Origin of the sequence: Tenacibaculum discolor (assembly GCF_003664185.1) — a bacterium.
In the GTDB taxonomy this organism is placed as follows: domain Bacteria; phylum Bacteroidota; class Bacteroidia; order Flavobacteriales; family Flavobacteriaceae; genus Polaribacter; species Polaribacter discolor.
In genome coordinates, this window is sequence record NZ_RCCS01000009.1 from 219,850 (window position 1) to 240,655 (window position 20,806).

The following is a 20,806-nucleotide window of genomic DNA, read 5'->3' on the forward strand; positions in this document are numbered from 1 at the left end:
AATGCTACCTAGCTATCAAAACAGTATCGATTTATTAACAAATGTAGCCAATCAAAAGTTATATAAACAGCTCGTAGTTCAACTTAACAAAGATTTTAACCTAACTGGAATTGATTTGATTTTTTCTGAAAATAATACTCCTTTAGAATTAAAAGAAGAACTCCAGAAATCAATTAAAGAACTTGTATTACATAATTTTAGTTCGTACACCAACCTTTTATATCGTATTGATATTTCTGAAAAGGATTCACAAATTACTGAATCTAAAGATATTGATAGGTATATCGAAAATATTACGTTCTTAATTCTAAAAAGAATCTGGAAAAAGGTATGGTTTAAAAATCAGTTTTCCTAATAAAAAACTTTAAGCTATTACTTCTTCAATAATAGTATTTAAGTTATGGTTCTCTTCAAAGTCTCCCAACCAATTTACTGTTTCTTCATGATCTAAAAAGCTATTTAATGCCTCTCGCACAGCGGTTCTATTTTGTTGTGGTAAAGCTTCAATTACTTCTGTTAAATTACTTAATAAATGTTTTGGAGAAGTATTTTCTTCATATAGTTTAAATGCTATTTTACCTGTTATATCTAAAAACTTTATATAATTTGCTTTCGTAGTTATGGGTGTATTTATTCCTAATCTTTCAAAAACTTCTTTTACTACTCCTGAAGTTTGCCTTCCCCATATACCATCAACCAAAATTTCTTCTTTATAAATATGTTTTAACACTAATTGCAAATACAATGTTTCCGATTTAGATGTTTCATTATAATCAACAGGAACACTTGTATCAACATGCCAATGATCTTTATGGTTTGGATAATAATAATTTAATACAATACCAAAGTGTTTTCTTAAAAAAGATTCCATACCTAAATACAACTCTTTTTGATGAATAAAATTGGTTGTAACTAGAGTTTCATCACTCCAAAAAACAGCATCCAAATCAAATGCTTTTCCATGACCATGCTGTCCTGGTTTGTCTACAAAAATTCCTGCTGTTGTAATTACTTCAGGAACTCCTAAAGGACAATGTTCAAAAACTTCTTGAAGTGCATTTTCTAAAATACTTAAGAATCCTTCATCAACTGAAAAATTGCGCTGTTCTCCCCTAGTTCCGTATGGATGATTTGTTAATCTAGCATAATGTAAGGGGATACCATTTATTTGATTGATTGTTTTCATTACTGCTCTTTTTAAAGTTTAATGCTAATTGTTTTTCCTTCTTTTGTGTATTCTCTTTTTACCCCTTCTAACAAGTATTGCTTTTGTATTGTTTCTTTCTTATTAGCTATGGTTTGTAAACATGCGTATTGAATAATGTTCACTATATTAGAACCTGTTAAACTAAACTTTTTAGCTAACTCTTCTACACTTATAGTAGCTTCTAATTCAACATTCTCAGGTAAGTTATTTTCCCATAGAGTTAGTCTTTCTGTATAACCGGGTGCTTCAAACTCAATAATATTATTAAAACGTCTTGTAAAAGCTGCATCAATATTATTTTTAAAGTTTGAAGCCAAAATGATTAATCCAGGATGTGACTCTATTCGCTGAAGTAAATAAGAAACTTCTTGGTTTGCGTATTTATCATGAGCATCCCTTACACTTGTTCTCTTTCCAAAAATAGAATCAGCTTCATCAAAAAACAAAATCCAATCTTGGTTAATGGATTTATCGAATAATTTGGACAAGTTTTTTTCTGTTTCTCCAATAAACTTTGAAACAACCATTGACAAATCTACTCGATACACATCTTTACCTGTATATTTTCCAAGTAAACTAGCTGTCAACGTTTTTCCTGTTCCTGGAATTCCACAGAATAAAACTCGATATCCGGGCTTGATTTTTGTTCCCATTCCCCAATCATTTAACAGTATCTCTTTATATGCTAACCAGTTTTCTATTTCTTTAACATCGTTCAATGTTTTTTCTTGCAATACTAAATCTTCCCATTCTAAATCTGTAGTAATTAAACTTGCAGGAAAATCTTGACTCATTTGTGGTTTTAATTCTTTCCCTGTTAAAAACAAGTGTACATATTCCTCTGCCAAAATTAGCTTACCACTCATTAAAGGCTCATCTTCAAGTTGCTTTTCAATTCTCAATACCTTATCTCTAAACAATTTACTTTCACTTAAAATAAATTGTAAACCTCTTTCTCTTGAAGCAAAATCATTACCTCCTAAAATATAAAGGGCTGTTTCACCTGTAGGTATAATTCCTCTATGATTTTTCCCTTTTACTCCTCCAAACTCTGGAAATTCACCTCCTTGTGGCAAAAACTCGCTAATGATATTGTTTAAAAAATTTGGAAACATATGAGGTACAAAAGCCAGTAGTAATAAAATAACATCTTCAGTTACTAAATTTTTATCATTCATAAAAGCAATCACAGGAGAAGGCACTCCATTGTAGTTTAATTCAAAATTTGGTTGCTTATACCCATTAAATTCGCTATCAATTCTATTGGTAATAAAATCTTGCAGTACTTTAAATACTCCTATTTTATTTATTTGATCTACCTCTATGTACATAATTACCTTATTTTATAATTTCTTTTTTTTCGTTCCGTCATTAGCAAATTTTGCTTTATAATTTTCTATAGATACATCATAACCCTGATCGGTCCCAATAGATAGCTCTGTACCTGCTGCATTTTTAGAGAAATCATTTCCTAGTTTTTTGTATTTATCTTTATCGTATCGTTTGTCTTTTTTCATTTCTACACCAGTTGTTTGTAAATTATCTCCTTCTACCTCTGTATCGTCTTTAGAAGCAATTCCCTTTGATTTGTATGTAGTATTTAAAAACTGGCCTGGTAAGTTATCAATATCCATAGTCATAGCTTGTTGTAAAGCCTTTGTCAAAGTACTTTTCGCTTTTGTTTTAATTTTCTCGTCTACCTTTTTCTTCCCTTTATTGTCTTTACCAAATTCCGTATCTAAAACTCCTTTTAGTTGATTGTTAACATTTGCATCATCCTTTATTTTTGCTGTAACTTCCATATTAAAGTTTGTTCCTCTAGACTTGAAGAAAGAGGCCAATTTATTCTCAACATGTGCCATTTCTTTTTGATTATACATTGGTGATGATGGATAAATATTCATTGCCGAATTAACTCCTGAACCTCCAAATTGATCTCCAATAATATGAGCATTATCAAATCCTGGAGTACCATCTTTTCCTGCTGATCCTCCATCCCATTTTCCTCTTCCAATTCCATCTGGCTTACTTGACAAATTAAATCCTTTTACTTTTCTAGTTTGCACTTTGTCTGAAATACCTTTTATAGCCTCATCAAAAGTGATATTTATCTCAAATGTTGGACTATCTTCTCCTGCTTTTGCTTCCTTTGCGTCTCCAGCTCTTTTTGTCTTATATTTTGCTGTATATACTCCATTCTTTTCTGTTAATTCCATTTCATCTGGAATAAAGTTTCCATGTGCTGGTTTGTAAGACTTGGATTTTCCTTTTTTTAAGACTCCTTCTTCAGCTCCATCACTTTCAATGTATATATTAGGATATGAACCAAATCCTTTTCCTGTTCTAAACTTATAGCTAGAATTTCTCTTATCAAGAATATAAACTTGTTTCTTGTCTATTTTATTAATATCTGTTTTTAATGCTTTTGTAAAAGACTCTAATGGAATACCTTCTTTATCTACCACCTTTTTATTTAAGTATTGATCTAGCAACGGTAAATTATCCTTTCCATCTCCTTTTGCCTGTACCTTACCAGTAGTATCATTAGGTGCTATTTTAATTTTAATATCTACATCGTTATCTTCTTTATCTTTTGCTAATGCATTAAACTTTATATCTAAATTTATTCCTTTTTTTAATTGTGGTTGGTATTTATTTTCTAGGGTTTTAGCTTCTTTCTTTTTTCTTGCATAAAACTTATCAAACGGTTCTCCTTTTTTTGCTTTTTCTCCTAATTTCTTTTCTATCTTACCTACAATCTTTTTATGTTTCGCTTTATCTTTTGCTGTTAATTTTGCTGGTTTTTGCTTTTTATTGTCATCTTTTATTTTTTTTGCTTGTCCTTTTTTAGGCTTCTTTTTTCCTAAAATCTTATTAAATATTTTTTTAGCTTTTTTAATAACTTTATTAATGGCTTTGTCTATTTTCTTTCTAACTTTTTTAATTATTTTTTGGATTTTCCCAGTGAGTCCAGTTACTCCAACTAAAGCAGCTAAAAAGCCTATTAATACTGGAATTGCTTTGGCTAAAGCAGTTTCAATACCTTTTGCTACTGCTTTGACATTTCCTTCTGCTAGAGCTTTAATACTATTTATAAACGCCGTAACTAATTCAAATATCTGTGCTGCTCTTTCAACAAAGAACTTTACAATATCTATAATCATCATTGCTGCTTTTACAAAAGCTCCTGCTGGACTTAACAAGCCCATAACCCACTTTATTCCAGCTTCTATAACTTTGGTTATAATCATATCTCGAATGGCATCCATAACCATTTCTTTGAGATTACCAAACTGTTCTTTTATATATTCCCAAAGCCCCATTACACCGTCTTTTCTAACTATCTGAAAAATTTCAACAGCTTTTTCCATACCTGCAACTACGGGCTCTCCAAGTAGTTTAACCGCTTTACTCCTAAAATAATCCCATGTTAATCCTAACATTTGAGTTACTAAGCTGAATATTCCTGAAAGACTAAATAAATTATCTGGTAAAGTAATACCTACGTTACCTAAAGAACCTGTAAGCCATTCTATTACTCCCTTAATCATGTGTTTTTTGATATTGTTCCCAAAATCAACAAAACCTTGTTTAACCCCTTGTATTAAGTTACTTAAAAACCCTATCGGGTCAGAAATTATAGCTCCTATTGCACTTACAGCTGCTGCTAGTAGATTAAGCAGCATATCTTTTATTTTTAAAATAGTTTTTATAACACCAGCTAATGCATTTAACGCAGCACCAATCCAACCAGCACTTACGCTTTCTTTTATTTCATTAAACTTTTCTTGTAAACTATCAACATTCTCTTTGTATGATTGTGCTAAATCAGCCGCTAATTCTTCCTGTTTTTCATAAACCGTATCTTCTAAATCTGCATATTGATCATTAAAGTCACTATAAGCATCTTCCGCTAATTTCTTTTGTGACTCGTCTAAACTGTCGAATTTTTCCTTTGATTTTCGTTTTCCTTCTTCAATAGCATCTAAAGCTCCGTTCAATCCATCGGCTATAATTATTGAAATATCATCTAAAACCGAGTTCATTTTACTAATAAACTTTCCTTTTTCAACTCTAAACAACTTATCTATCGCCTCTGTATCCTCTCCAAAAATCCAATCGTCTATAACTGTCCATCCATAAATTTCACCTAAACCGTCTTCAACATTTTCTTCAAAAGTTTTTTGTGCACTTTCTGCTTCTTCACTGAACTTTTTATCAACATCTTCTGAAAGCTTTTCTAAACTTTCAGTAACCGTCTTTTTTGTTTCTTCATAAATTGCTTCAAACTCAGCATAAATTCTTTCTTGTTCAGTTTTATCACTCGTTTTATTCTCCGTTTGATTAGCTAAAACATTATTCTCTGATAATACTTTAGCTGCTTGCATTTGATCTAACCCCTCTTTACTGTTTACTGCTGCTGTTTTTTGAGCTACCCCTAATTGAACTTGTTCTTTCTTTCTATACTTTACTGGTGCTAACTTTGCTTCAGTTTGAGCATTGTTTTTTTCTTCTAATGCTCCTGTAAATTTAGGTTCGTTTGATTTTGCTAATTGCTCATCCGTTACCTTATTTTCAGCCATATAATCATCTAATGACTGACTTTCTTTTTCCATCGAAATCTCCTGAGATGTCTTAGGTTTAGGGATTGCTGCTTTGGCATTTAACGGTTTAGGAGAATTACCTGAATTTGTGGGAGGTAAAGGAACCGCTTCTACTGTTGGTTTTCCTGAAGCAGGAGCTGGTTTATCTGCCTCAGATTTCATTGGCCCCGCTAGCTTATCACTTTCAGCAGTAACTTGACCTGATATATTTTCTTTTATTCCCTGTATAGGTTTATCATCTCTAAATTCTTGTGCTTCTTCAGAATTTTTAGGAAGTTGTTTTTCTAAATCATCTAAATTCTTTTCTAGAAGTTTTTTAAACGATTCTGGAGTAAATGGTTCTCTGTTTTTTTCTTCTTCAGAAGTAGCTGATAATGACTCTGCATGGGCTTGCTGATCATTTTTAGTTGATTGTACAGCTGCTGATGGGTGGCCTGCTTGTTGCTGTTCGTTTACCTTAGCTTCTGGATTTGGATGTTGTGATTTTTCTTCTTTTACCTTTTCCGTTTTTTTTATTTGTTGTTGAAAAGCGGGATCATCTTCTGGCTTTGTCGGTGCTTTAGGTATTTTTTTCTCTTTAACTGCTCCTTCTTCTTTTTTTTCTTTTTCTGAGGTTTCTTCCTTTTCTTTTTTTCCTTCTTTAACTTCTGTTTTTACTTGAATAGTGTTATTACTTTTCGGCTCTGTCACAGAAACACTTGCTTCTTTTGCACTATTTTTCAAACCATAAAAAGATTGCTTTTCTGCTACTTTTTTAAGAACCCCAACTTTATCTCCTCCTTCATTTTTTTCACCTTTTTCTTTTTCAGAAGCTTCTAAAACTGGTGTTTTTGGAATTACTGACTGTTCTTTTTTGATTGAAAGACTATCTTCATTTTTTATTTTTTTATTTTCTTTTAACGCAATTTCCTCTTGTTTTTTTTCAGGTTTAACCACCTTCATTTCTGGCTTGATAAAAGGTGTTGCTTCCTTACTTTTTAAAGAAGGATTAGAAGGTTTTGCTATATTTTGTTTTGCTCTAAACATTACTTATTGTCTTTACTGCCAAATACGGTAGTTTGCATCAAGCTTTAAGTGAGATCTTGAATAGATTTTTATGTAATAACTATCTCCAGGTGTAACACTAGCTATAGAAAAATTTAAAGTCCCAGGTATGTTAGGTCCTAATCTTTTACTTCCTATACGAGTATCTCTTATTATACCACATTTATATACTTGCACACTAAAATCTTCTGGTCCTATACTTCCTGACCTATTATAGCTAACTGAAACCTCCCCATTAAGAGCTGAGCTACTAGACGGCTTAAACGTTTCTGAATAACATGTATGAACAAAACCTCTTCTACAATTTCCTCTATGGGGTAATGAATAGGTTGGTGAACATTCAGAATCAGAAAGTTTTTGAATCTTTTTTTGCACCATTCCTTTTTGTTGAATCGTATGTGTTAACTCATGCGCTAACAAGTGCTTTCCATCTTTGGAGTTTGGATTGTATTTACCTTTATTAAAATAGATATCGTTTCCATGCGTAAATGCTTGTGCTCCTATTTCTCGACTCAATTGTGCTGCTTCTGAATCGTTGTGAATGTTTACATGACTAAATTCTGCTCCGAAACCTGACTCCATTTCACTTTGTGTTTGTGCATCCATTTTTTGACCTCCATTTCCTCTTTTTAACTTACTTTCAAAAGAAGGTTTATTTTTTTTTGAAGCAGATTTTTCTGTTTTTGACTGCACAGCTTCCTCTTCTTCTTGCCTTTGTACTCTCTCTTCTTTTTCACAATCATCGCACTTCGATTGTACTGTTTCTTCCTCTTCTTTACTTTGCACCGCTTCTTCTTCCTCCATCTTTTGAACGGATTGCTCATCTTCAGTAGTTTCCATTTTTTGTACTAAAGGTGTTACTTCAGAAGCCAGCGGTTTTTGCTGTATTTTTTCTTCACTTTCTTTTTTTTGTATTGAATTAACTTTCTTATTATTTCCTACAACTTTATCAGCCATTTTATCTGCTTCAACTTCATATTGATCTCCTTTTTTTCCAAACGCTAGCTTTGGTTGAATAAATAAATCCTTTTTTTTATCCTTTGCTTGAACGTTATTAGCTTCTGGTTTTTTATCTCTTTTAAACATGACTTTCTATAGTTTTAGTTATATTTTACCAATTCGTAAAGATTAATTCCTTCATCCAAGGAACTTTGCATAAACTTAAATTCCATGGTAATTTGGTGTCTAATAAGATATCTTGTGTTTTTCTTTCAACTGTTAGGGTAGGGTTGTCTTTAGTTAAATCTAGTTTTCCTTCTCTTTGTAAATACTCATTACGTAATAGGTCATTTGAAGAGTTTTTTAAAATTGACCAATTTTGAAGTACTGCTCTTAACAATTCTTCTGACTTTTCTTTAAGCTCATCACTCAATACTATATTTCTTTCAATAGAACTTTGTATTGGTAGATTGCACAAAAACTTTTCAAAAATTAAATTGTTTTCAAACTGTTGTTCTTTTTTAGTTGCTACATAGTGCAGTAAGTGAATTGCTTCATTAGGTTTGATAATTTTATTCTCTTTATCTAAAAAACCACATGAATTGAAAAACTGTTTTAAAAAGGGGTGTAATAAAATTAATCCAGCGTTTCTTATAAGATGTGATTTAGGCTCACTTACAACTTCATTTTTACTTGAAAAAGTATTTTTTAACGCTTCTTGATGTCTCCTTTTATATTCAGCTCTCTTTTGGTCGTCAGTAATTTTCTCCGTTTTCAAGTTTACTCCCTTATCTTCATAAAGATTCTTACTTTTCGCTTGCATTTTTATTCTTAATTCTTCTTTTACTTCTTTACTTTTTTCTTTTGATGATGTTTTCTTCTTCTTTAAGACTTCTTTTTTGTTTTGAATATCTACTTTTTCTGGAGTTTTTTGTGAATTAGATTTACTTGATTCATTCTTTGGAAGAGTTAATTCTTCTGCTTTATTTTGATTTTTTTTGACTCCTACTTTATCTAGTTTATCAATACTTACATCTGATTTTTTTTCTTCTTTTTCACTTATAAACTCTGTATTGACAACCTCAATGCTACTCCCTTCTTTCTTCTTTTTAAACTCCTTCTGTTCTTTACTATTAAACTGACTTCTAAATATTCTTTCTTGAGAAGTTAGCTCTTGTAAAAATTGAGTTAGATTTTTTGAAGAATTAAAAGCCTTTGTTCTTTTACATATCTCTATTTCTTCTTGAACTTCATTTACTATTCTTGAAAAATTATTATTAATTGTTGCTTTGATGAAAAACTTCCACACTTTATTCCTTATGATGTAGCTCTTAAAATCAATTTTTTTGATCGTTGATAGAAAAGCCTCATACCCCACTGGTTTATTGAAAACTCCTAGGAATAATATTTGCAACTCTTCAGTCTTAAACTGCTGAATCAATCGATTTTGTTGAGCTGGATCTCTTAATGATTTTAAAAAACGTTCTTCAAAAAATTGACTTTCTGTTATTTCAAACAACATCTTTTTTGTAAAACTTTTCTCTTCTTTTTGATTCCACCAAGCTGTTGTACCATGTTGCAAAAAGTAAAAAAAAGCATCTAATTTAGATTCTGATGTAGTAACCTTTTTTATAGCTACCTTATGTAGTTCTGGAGCTTTGAAAATTGCTTTTAACTTTGTTATAAGTTGTTCTTTTATTGCTCTCTTTGTACTGTTATCTTTTATCGACTTATTGTTAGTTGATATATCTACTTCAATATTTAAGTTTTCTATTTGCTGAATGTATGCTTCATACTCGATTTCTTGAGAGTTAAAATATTTTTCTATTTCTGGAAATACTTCTTCCTGTAAAAAGTCTTCAATAGTATTTTTACACTCTTCTGCTACTTTTTTACTTTTCGTATTTACCTCAACAAATACTTTTTGAATGGTATGTTCTTTAGCAACCATTACACGTTTTGCTTTAAGTTTTCATTAATAAACTTAGAAATATATTCAGCTTGAATCTCTGTTGTAAATTTCTCTAAAAACTGCAGAAAAGCTTCATTAGCTACTTTTATTTGATTTTCTTTGAAAGAGATAAAAACACTATCTATTACCTCTAATAGTTCTAAGATAATTCCTCGATTTTCATCTAACTCTAAAACCGTTTTTTCTTGACAATGAAGAATATTTAAAAGCAACCTTACTTCTGCTCTAAAATACCTTGTAAGTAATGTTCTATTTTCAACATCTTCAATAAGTAATTTTGATGTATTAATAAGTAACTTAGAAAACATTCCTCTTAATTGATTGTTGTTTTCTCCTGTTAAATAAGAGTTATTTTCATCAGTTATAATTGCTTTATAAGCGTCATTTGTAGGAACTACTACAACCATGTTAACATTAGTTCCACTACCTCCATCATTTATACTAAACTTATTTAACTTATAATAGTTTCCAACTTCTGTTTTTGTTATTTCCTCACAGGTTTTATCTTGTATTTTTCCTATTTCTATAACTTCTGTTGATGTATTCTCTCCACACTTACTTACTACCGTTAAAGAGACTTTTACTAAGTCTCCATCAAAATTGCTCAGGTCTTCTGTTATTGTTGTTCTATTTACTTGAGGTTCTCTTTCAACTCCATTAATCACCCAAACATACTTGTCTCCTTTTTCTGAAGTATTTGTTAATGATAATATTCTAATTTCTGGATCAAAACTATAAGTAAAGCTTGCTTGTGGTGTCGCTGTTAAATTAATAGCCTGTGTAACAAAAGTTCCTACAAGACTTATACTTACAGTACCTGAATCTGTTAATCCTGAATTGGCTGGCACAAACTCCCATAATTTTGTTTCTTCATTAAACTTTACATTTCCTCCTGTAAGTTGTACACCTTCAAATTGTGGTCTTACTACAACAGGGTAAGACTCTTTATCACTTAAACAAAAAGTGGTGTTTGGTAAGCTTATTGTAAACTCTGGGAAGGCTATATTCTTTGTAAAATCTGCTTTAGAAAAACATCCGTTACCATCAGTAATCATTAATTTTATTGTGTAAGAGTTTCCTACACCTTCTTTTACTAATAACTGAGGATTAAATAACTCTGTCTCCGACTCAATGCTATTTACACTCCAATTAAACTTTAATCCTTCCGGCTTTACACCTTCTGGAAGTATTGCTTCAAAAGCTGCTTCGTAAAATAACTGTCCGTCTTTCCATATAAATCTTGATTCGCTTCGTTCTGAAATACTTATTTGTTTAACTTCATGAATTGTTATTCTTGCATTTGTTGTTTGTCCATCTTCTAAAAACTCAATAATTTGATCATAATTTTCAAAAGTGGCTACATCAATAACTAATTCATTATTCTCAATTGTAACACCTTTTATAGCTCCACCTTCAATAGTTATTGTTCCATTAACATTTGTAAATGGTATTCTTGCTGTTTTTTCTTTAGTAAAATCGATACAGTATGACGATTCGATAGCCAACTCTGATGGCGTTAAGGTGTCAAACTTTATTGGACTTATAGAAATTTCTTTCGAGCATGGTCCTAATGAAATTTCTAATGCTGGGTTTATTTCATTATTTATATCATCAATTGGTAATGTATAGTTATGGAAAACTTTGTTGTTTATTGGTGTATGTTCTACTCTATTACCATCTCCCATAAAGTCCCAAGAATACTTGATGTTATTAAAGAAATCAGCTCCGATAAAATCAGCATCTTTCCAATGTAATACATAAGTTACCCTAGCTTTAGATTTATCTTCATTGTATTCAATAGGTTGTTCTACTTCAACCAACAACTTTAATGCTGGATATACGATAAGTTCACAATCGGTAGGTTCATCGTTTACTGTAAACTTCATTGGTTTACCTAATAAACTTTTATCAGTTTTAGTAACATCAATTTTCCATTTTTCATCTTCTGGATCTTTAAACACTCCTGATATTACTCCTTCTGGAGCAATTGCTTTTACCTCTCCGTCTATAGGTCTTACTGTAAAAATTAAAGGTTCAATTACAGTCTCTTTTTTCAAACATATAGTACTTACTGGTAAACTTAAAAATGGTGGTTCTTTTGGTATAATAAAGTTCACTGGAGCACAGTCTGAACAACACATATATGGCAACGAAAAGTCTGCTACTACCGTGTTTTTCAATGTTTCATTTTCACGAATCACTTCATTTTCGTCAAAATACAATCGTTTCTTGGTTTCTAAAACAACAGGATTATATATCTGTAAAAAATACTCGTCTTTAGGTACTAAATGATCTTTGATAGTAATACGCATTCCTACGGAACCATCTTTATACATTGTAGTTTCTTCTGCACTAAGAATTTTAGATACACCTGCTCTGAACCAAGTTCTGTTTAAGAACGCTGTAAAATTGCTTACTGTTTCGGCTAATGTTTTTCCTACTAAAACAACGTCTTGATTAAAAAACAGTCTGTTTTTTAGGGTGAAATAGCTTCCATCTACAAATGAAAACTCAATACTAGAGCTTTTATCCCATAAGTTAATTACACCTCCATTTTTATAGAGTATTTCTTTTTCAAGGAAAGTATCATTCGATAGTAAAAAATCGTCTTTTACAAAGTCTGTATTTGATATAATAGGTTGATTTTTAAATATGATATCTAATACTACATCATCAAATGTATTTTTATCTGCTGCATTTTCATTTACATATACCATTACAAAGGTTCCTCCTGGAATAACTCCTGCTTTGTGTTCAAGTCCTGGATGTTGTTTTACAAATTCTGAAAGTTGTATTCTTTCTAAAATCTTTTTCTTTCTTTTATCTATTTCTTCAAGTAGTGTTTCTAACTTTTTTCCTGAACAACAAACAATTGACAACTGGTTAATTAATAGACCTAAAATTTGTTTGGTTGATAGTTCTAATGAAGTACTATTATACTTTGCTTGTAGTTTTTTTACTCTTTTACACAACTCTGCTATCGTTAGTTTATAACTTGTTAGCACAAGACTATCTATATCTCTTATATTTAATGGGATTTTTGTATCTAAAATATAGGTATGAACTAAGGTTTCTGTAAGATCTGTTAAAATAAAATCGCTAAGCGTTGGTTCTTCTTTCCAAACTTCTTTTTCTTTTAAAGCTTCAGTTTCTTTATTTAATTCAACGATAATGTCGCTGGCTGATCCGTATTTGTTTTCATCAATTACTCGGTCTATCAAAAACCCTATTGAGTCTTCCTCTTTTGTTAAACTATCTTTTACAATGTTTTCTTCCTCTAAAAACTTATTATATTCTTTGGTTCCGATATCATACTTATACGCAAAATCTTCCTTAACACTTGCCTCTTTAGAAAGTAAATCCATTCTACTGATATACTCTTTTACTAATGGAATTTCTTCTTTTATGGGTTCTTTTTCTAAAACACTTATTTTGTCTTTATAGTTGACCACGTTATCTACTACTGTGTTAGTTTTTGGATCGGTTAATTTAAAGGCTGAAAATGTTTTACTTACTTCTGATAAAATGCAATTCTGTTCTGCTCTCCATGCATTCAACAACATTTTTAAATCTTCAAACTCACACTCGTAATTATTTATATTAATAGTTTGTTCTGTAGCGTTAATGGAAAGTGTTTTCACATCAAAACTCAATCCGTTATCTTTTTTAAGTTTTAAGATTTTTGCTAAGGCATCTCTGTACATTTTACCTTGATGTCCTTCAATTCTGTAAAAATCATTTTTATCAATATTATATGATAGTGGTTTTTGAATTGCTGCTGAATTTTTAAGGTTTTCTTTATGATAGCTTAAGTTTTGATTTGCTCTATAGTTTTTTGTTTTGTTAAAGTCCCATCTCTTTAAAAACTGTGAAGAAACATTATAATAAAAAGGAACAGCTTTTTCACTTAATGTGGTATGTGCTTGCGATGGGGTTATTACCACATCTTTTGATTTTGTTTTTCCTATATAATTACTCGAAATGGCAATTGCTCTATCAATTAACAACTGTATTTTTTGAAGGTTTTCATTTTCATGACCTACAATAGTTGATTTATAAAATCGGTGGCGTAATTCTGGGTATTCTGTTTCTTTTTTCAACTTTCCTAACATTATATGCTTTGGAAAGGCTCCAATATTTGGACAACAGTTTACATTGATGTGTAATAGTAGTTCTTTAATTTCATTATACGTATCTACCAAATCTTTGATAACATCGTACCTATATTGAAAATCTAGTGGAACAGCCAAAGAACTGAAACTAAATAATGATTTTATTTTAGTGGCTATTGATGGTTTTTGAAATTTTGAGAATATTGTATCAAAGCCTTCAATTAAATCTACACTAATACTTGTATCTTTAACAACACTATCAAACTGTGCTTTTAACTCTGAAAATGTTTTGGTATTTTTTTCGTTTAACACCACCCTTTTTGCTTCTACGACAGGTAGTTCGTTGTTAAGTTTATACCAATTGTGTTTTAAAAAGATAGTATCTTTAGCTGCAATAGCTTCTAAATCTTCAACACTTACAAGTAACACGCGTAAATTATTGATTTGCTCAATACCTTGATTATCGCATGTTAGTTTATTACACAATACATCTTCATTTGGATATTGTTCGAGGTACAACAAAACAGCCATTTTTTGTATCTCTGGAAACTCAATCAAAGGGGCATACGACTCATCTTCTTCACTGTGCAGTTCCCATAAATTATACTGATTATCCTGAGCATTTTTAAAACGTTCGTAATTACCATCAGTATCTTCAAATTTTTTATAGAATGAAAATGTTTTTGACTGTAAGTTTTCTTCTATTAAATCAAAAAACTGAACTAAATCTCCATCGGTAGTTACTGCTGTTCCTTGAGTAATTTCAATACCCGACACCGCTGTTTTATCTATAGTAAATTTTGGAGTCAGCTCAAACCCACAGGCTATTCCAACACCACTTAAACCTAGCCTTGACAAACGGTTTTGATCATCAAAATAGTCGATAAATGTATTAAGTTGTGTTTCTGTTAACACTTGATTAGCATTAAACTTACTATACTCAGTTGTAATTTCTCTTAATTTCAGGTTAGTCGTTTCCATACGTATTATGTTTTGGCTGTGTTAATAAATAAACACGTACTATTTTTATGAGTTTTCTTCGTTATTATTTTCTTTTTCTGATTGTATGTTTCCTATACTAGATTGGTTTAGTATAATTCTTCCATCTAATGCTTCGTCTTCTGCATTACAATCGGTTAATCTTCCTACAGGATAAATCGTATTTAATTGCTGCATAGCATGTATTAAGTTTGGCAACTCATTATTCTCTGTAGGTTGTTCTTGTTCTAAGTTTGTTTTTGCAAACAAGTATGTTTTGTATGCGTTCTCGAACTGTAATAAATCATTTTCATTATCAGGTACAATTCCTTTTCGTTCTCCTACCCAACAAATTCTTGGTAAAACATGTGCTGGAAGTTCTTGTCGAATAACATTTTCCATATAGCGTCTAAAATCTGGGTTTGAAAAACGATAAGTATATCCTGGTAAAACGATACTTACTCTATAAGAATAAGGATCAATCGTTCCACAGTCTTCACAATCTTTTGCGCAAATAGGTAAGAAGTTTTTTGAATTGTTATTGGTAACATCTGGACGCAATAACATGTGCTCTACTAAAAACATTCCTTCTTCTGTGAAATCTTTTTTCAAAAAAGAAATTATCTCTAACAATGCTTCTTTTAAATCACTACTATCTGTATAGTATTTGTATTGTTTTGCTATAATATAATCAGAACTACTCTTTGGTTTTTCTGGATTAATAACATCAAAAGAATACTTTACTGGAATAGAAGGTTTTGATGGTGTAGATTCATGTATTCTTATAAATCCAATTTGCATATTATTTGTAATACCCTCTTCAAAAGCTTCCTCTATATCTTTTTCTTTGGTTTGTACAATTTGTAATACTGTAAAGTATAATTCTTCAATAGCAAAAACTTTTTTAGCGTAGTTTTCAGTTGCTGACAATAGTATGTTTCCATTATTATCTTTTAACCTCCATCTATATGTATTGCTACCTTCTGTTACTTCATAAATATCTACATTGGTTTCCGTTAAGTGTCTTCTTTTCTCATTAGCAATCCCCATTAAACGTGCTATACGTTTTTGAAATCCGGATACATTATTTGTGTCCCATAAATTTTCTTGAAGTTGTTTGTAATAGTTAAAAGCTACACCTCTTTCGCTACTTATTACTTTATAATCTTTTAAAAAAGCTTCTTTATTTGATAGCACAATTTCATCAGTAGCTGTTCCATACAACGCTTTCATAATAAATGTGTACTCTCCAAATCGTTCTGCAAAACGTGCTAACAAATGATCTAAAATAGAATTTCTGCGTTCTACATTATTATCAAACTGATTGAATAATAGCTTTGTTAATTCATCATCATCTGACTGTGGATATTCACTTACGAGCTCATCAAAATCTTTAATATCTTTTACTGCTTGTGTAAAAAATGTTCGAGTTTCTTGTCCGCTAACAGACAATAATGTTTTTACTTCTGATAAGTGTTTGAAATAGGTTGCTAAGATTTGATCGAAAAATGTTAAATACGCCTTTAGTTGTTTGGCTTTTGCTTTTCTTTCATTGGTTACGTGTATTGCTAAGCCTTCTTGACCAATTCCATAGGTATCAGGAAAATCATTTTGAATAGTAGTATACTCACCAGCTCCTATTGAACTCCCTTTTGGTAATGATAAAATCTTTTCATCAGCTGTTATTTGTTGTGAAGCAATTTCATCTTCTTTTAATTGTTTAAGGTATTCATTAACTCTATTGTAGTTTAAGTTTAAAGGAAGGAATCCTTTACTAAAATTAAACGTACTTTTTTCACACAGTACTGGTTTTTTATCTGGATCGATACAAACTATCCATTTATTTTCTTGAACAATGTTTTCATCACAAAATCCTACAGAAATATCTTTAATTAACTTTACTCCGTCAATATTCATAATGATTTTCATCACATCAGAAAGACGTACTTCTTTTCTTAATTCTGCTTTTTTAAGTTCTTCCGTATCTATAAACCCGTTTGTTAATACCGGACCATCAAACACCTCATCGGTAGTATATCCTTTATCAAGCATTTGTTGCACTGAATAAAACTGTAATGACGGTGATAAGTAATTCTCTATCTGAAATAAAATATTAGCATACACCCATTCTTCATCGGCTTCTGGAACAACATCAACATTGGCACAAATGGCAATAGGTTGTGTAGCTACTTCATTTATGGTTATTAAATCTTCACATAAATTTCTATTCTTATGATATGCTGTTTTGATATTTGGAAAAACCTGCTCTTTTGTATAACCTTCTTCTAAATCAACCAATAATGAATACAGTCCCTTTAACTTAAAGTCTTTTTGAAACTCTGGTAAAATACCTTCAAACTTTTTGTAGCTTAATTTGTTATTCTTACAATCAACAAATACTTGTTTATCATAAATTCGCAACCAACAGTTTTTTACCCCTTCTAAATCAATAAACAATTTTCTATAATCTAATTCATTGACTGGTTTTGTTGGAAAAATTTCTGATGCTTTATAAAACTGTGCTTGTAGTGATAAGTTCGGATCTTTAGATGCTAATAAATCTTCTAGTGGTGTATTGATACGCATTCCTAAATCGGTAATAGCATAACACAACATTTCTAAAATAGTTACTCCAGGATCGTGCGAGTTGAAGTCAGTCCATAACTTACCTCCAAATGTTTCTAAATAAGAGATTCCTTCTTTTCTTAAAAAAGAAAAATCTAAATCGTCTTTGGTAGATATATTCTTCGGAATATTGATATGTTCGTTTATAGCTGACATGTTTGTTCTATGATTTTTTTAGTTCCTTTACAAGTGGTTAGCACTGTGCTTACGTTATGCTTCTTTGCTGATACTAATATTGATTTTGGATCACTTGGTTCTATTTTATACACATTAGCATCCTCATTCATCGTTACATTTTGCAAATAATCTACATAGGGTAGTTTTTCTAGGTAATCAATTAAGACACTTTTATGTAGCATAATTCCGAAGGTTACTTCTTTGGTCTCATCAAACGCCCAAGGAGATAGAAACTTTGTAATGTCTGTTTTTAGTTGTTCGGTATAGAAGTTTTCATCGTATCCATCATAAAAACTTACTTCTAAACCTATGCTTACTTCTTCGTAATTAGGATTGATGACTTCTGCATTTACATGTAATGTATTTAATGCATTGATATACTGTGTTACACTATTTAAAGTGGCTTTACTTACTCGTGGTTGATAAATGTCAAATACATTTTTATTTACAGTATCTGGCACGACTACTAAAGTAACATGACCTGCTGCTGTGAAACTTGTTTGTGAAGTATGGTTTAAGCATTTTACTTTATAAATTTCTGGGAATTCTTGAAGAATTAAATGCTCGTAATCCCACAAGGTTATTGCTCTGTTTTTGTGACGCAAACGCTCGCTTATTCTTCTGTAAAAATTATCGTCTGATTCTTCTGGGCTTCCTCCAAAAGAACTGTAAGGTTGTGATACTGATTTAATTTGTGGTATCCGTGTAACCATTTTTTTAATGGTTCCGCTAGGTAGTCCGTTTTTTAAATGACTTACCTCATTATTGTTGTTTACAAACGTAGTTTCTACTGCTTGGGCGTGAATACCAATGGCCTTACATACTGCTTCAAATGATTTACTCATTTGTGCTTTTATCCAAGTATATCCTGATGGTAATAATGTATTATTTGAAGTTGCTTCTTTAGGTATTGAAAATTTAACTATTCCTGATTTTAAGAAGTTATCTGTGTTATTAGAAATGATATTGTTTTCTAACGTTTTCCACTTATTATTACATAATATCGACCAGTTTATCTTTTCATTTTTTCCGAAGCTTTCTACTAGTGGATTTTCACTTCCTTCTAATACTTGGATTAACAGTGAAAGGTTTTGTTGAGGTTCTAAGTTTTTTATTCCTAAAAATAAATGACCTCCTATACAGTATTTTGGTACTAGTGTGATTTGAATAATATCTTTATCAAAAACATCTACAATTCCTTTTTCTTCTTGTAAGTATTTCTTCTCTGCGTAATTTTCTTCATGCTGACCAAAAGGATGTTCATGAAAAAACTGAATGCGATTTCCTTCCAAATCCATTTCTTCCAGAAGCATGGTTTCTTCTGCTGTATAATCTACAGAAATTGATTCTACTAATGGAGTGTAAGGCTCATTAGGAAAAATAATATCTTTATCATCTGCACTTACTGCTAATGCATACAATTTAGGATATAATTCGTGTAAAAAAGATTGCTCTAAACTAAGTTGTAAGGCTTCTGCTTTTCCTATTTCATAAGCATTTGCAGTATTTTCTACTTCAAACTCTGACATATAACTTACCTCATCAGTCTCTTCATCTATCTCTTTTATAAAGAGATTTTTTATTTCCCCTACAGTTTCATTGGCTTCTCCTGCGGCGTGTAATAATCGTTTTTCTATTTTAAAATGCGTTTCATTATTCACCAATAAGGCTCTTTTATCTATATCTTTTTTAAGTACCTCAATATATTTATTGATTGATGAATAGTTTGGTGATGTTACATATGCTTCATACCACTCTTTAAAATCATCTGGCGTATTTTTCCAACGAAGGTTTACCGTGAAATTTTTCCATTTTTTCGAGAACGCTTCATTATAATTTACACTAAAATTAGATCCTTCAATAGGACGTGTAGTAAAAGGGTGAAATGGTTTTTTAGTTCTTACCGTTCCATTATCATTTTCTACAGTTGCCGACTTTACTCCTTTGACATCTGTTTTTATCACTACTTTTTCAACTGTGTTTCCTACTAAAAACCTATAAAAATCATATCCTATGGCTGTTGAAACATCAAATTCAAAACGCACTAACGGATGTGAAGTTTTATATTTTGTTAGTAAAAACTCTTCGTTATATCCTAATAATGCACCTGAATCAAGTCCTAATGTAAATGTGAAACTTATTTGATTCGTAGCAACTAACGCTCCATCATTTACATTGTTAATAGCAACCAGTGTTGGTTCAATCCACTTTTCTTTTCCGCTTCCAAAAATTTGAACGGTTTGAAGTAACTCGCTTACATCAAAAGAGTTTTCTTCAAAGTTATTTTTAAAATTAATGGTTATCGTTACTGTTCTATCTCCTTCTTGCAACAATAACATTGGTGAGGCGATTGAAAATCCTACTACTGCATCTGGCAATTCAGTAGCATTTTTTCCACTTGCAGGATATCCAAAGGGATACCAATACGGAGCATCTTCAGGAAGTGGTTCTTCAAAACCATCTTTTGTGTTAGCTACTGCACTTGCTTTTATCTTTTTTAAACTTTCTGAATTGTTATTGTAAATGGTTTTTATGGCTCCTACTGAGGCTTTGTTTACTATTAATTCTTCTGTTGTTTCGTAAACCAACGGATTTCCTAGGCTGTCTTTTTTCGCATCAAGTAAGGTTCTTTCTTCAATTCGTTCGTCAGTAATCTTTTTTGCTAATTCAAAAATTATATGCGCTTGATCTGAAACAGGTTCTCGCTTTTGAACTTGTAATATTTCTTTGTAATAAAAATCTAAATGACGTTTGGTTAAATTATTAAATCGTTCCTTTGAAAATTCTAATAACTCTAAGAAGCAAACAAACAAGGTTAAATGCGGACTCAACTTTCCTTCCTCCGTATATCCATTAAGAGTTGAGCTAATGTTTTCTTTTAATTTTTGATATTCTCTAGTTCCCCTAAAAGGAATATCTGCTGTAGTTAATTTTTTAAAAAAATCTTGCCAATCTCCAGATGCTACTTTATGATTTCCTGTAGAAAAGTAATTTAATTTTTCAGCAAAATTATAAGCAAACAAAATCCAATCTTCTATAGTAAAATCGTGAAGTTCGAAATTATCAGGATCTAATGCGTCAATATAACGCAGCTCTTGTCCTGTTCCGTTTCGTTGTAATATGCTAGAAATGATTTTACTCATGGTGT

9 protein-coding genes are annotated in these 20,806 nt (G+C 31.0%); 1 reads left to right on the top strand and 8 read right to left on the bottom strand.

Going from position 1 to position 20,806, the window contains the following annotated elements:
• Nucleotide 1: 1 nt before the first annotated feature.
• The gene (locus C8N27_RS13065) at nt 2-355 is read left to right on the top strand and encodes a hypothetical protein (RefSeq protein WP_121147881.1); all 354 of its coding nucleotides are present in this window, start codon (nt 2-4) and stop codon (nt 353-355) included.
• Nucleotides 356-364: 9 nt separating this feature from the next.
• Here C8N27_RS13065 and C8N27_RS13070 read toward each other — a convergent pair whose 3' ends face one another.
• The 8 genes from C8N27_RS13070 to C8N27_RS13105 are packed head-to-tail and all read right to left on the bottom strand — an operon-like array spanning nt 365 to nt 20,801.
• Nucleotides 365-1,186, bottom strand: coding sequence for a hypothetical protein (locus C8N27_RS13070; protein WP_121147884.1), 822 nt, complete (start codon nt 1,184-1,186; stop codon nt 365-367).
• A gap of 11 nt (nt 1,187-1,197) precedes the next feature.
• Nucleotides 1,198-2,538 (bottom strand): ATP-binding protein, encoded by a 1,341-nt coding sequence (locus C8N27_RS13075; RefSeq protein WP_121147887.1) that lies wholly within the window; start codon nt 2,536-2,538, stop codon nt 1,198-1,200.
• A 12-nt stretch (nt 2,539-2,550) separates the two neighbouring features.
• A complete protein-coding gene (locus C8N27_RS13080; protein ID WP_121147889.1) occupies nt 2,551-6,837 on the bottom strand; it encodes a DNA/RNA non-specific endonuclease in 4,287 nt (1,428 codons plus the stop codon).
• Nucleotides 6,838-6,849: 12 nt separating this feature from the next.
• Nucleotides 6,850-7,941, bottom strand: coding sequence for an eCIS core domain-containing protein (locus C8N27_RS13085; protein ID WP_121147892.1), 1,092 nt, complete (start codon nt 7,939-7,941; stop codon nt 6,850-6,852).
• 25 nt (nt 7,942-7,966) lie between these two features.
• Nucleotides 7,967-9,745: a contractile injection system tape measure protein gene (locus C8N27_RS13090; RefSeq protein WP_121147894.1), complete on the bottom strand. Its 1,779-nt coding sequence runs from the start codon at nt 9,743-9,745 to the stop codon at nt 7,967-7,969.
• Nucleotides 9,745-14,859, bottom strand: coding sequence for a hypothetical protein (locus tag C8N27_RS13095; protein WP_121147897.1), 5,115 nt, complete (start codon nt 14,857-14,859; stop codon nt 9,745-9,747). The genes C8N27_RS13090 and C8N27_RS13095 overlap by 1 nt, the downstream gene beginning before the upstream one ends.
• A 45-nt stretch (nt 14,860-14,904) precedes the next feature.
• On the bottom strand, nt 14,905-17,637 hold the full coding sequence (locus tag C8N27_RS13100) for a baseplate wedge protein (protein ID WP_121147899.1): 2,733 nt from the start codon (nt 17,635-17,637) through the stop codon (nt 14,905-14,907).
• The gene (locus C8N27_RS13105; protein ID WP_121147902.1) at nt 17,625-20,801 is read right to left on the bottom strand and encodes a baseplate J/gp47 family protein; all 3,177 of its coding nucleotides are present in this window, start codon (nt 20,799-20,801) and stop codon (nt 17,625-17,627) included. The genes C8N27_RS13100 and C8N27_RS13105 overlap by 13 nt, the downstream gene beginning before the upstream one ends.
• Nucleotides 20,802-20,806 lie beyond the last annotated feature (5 nt).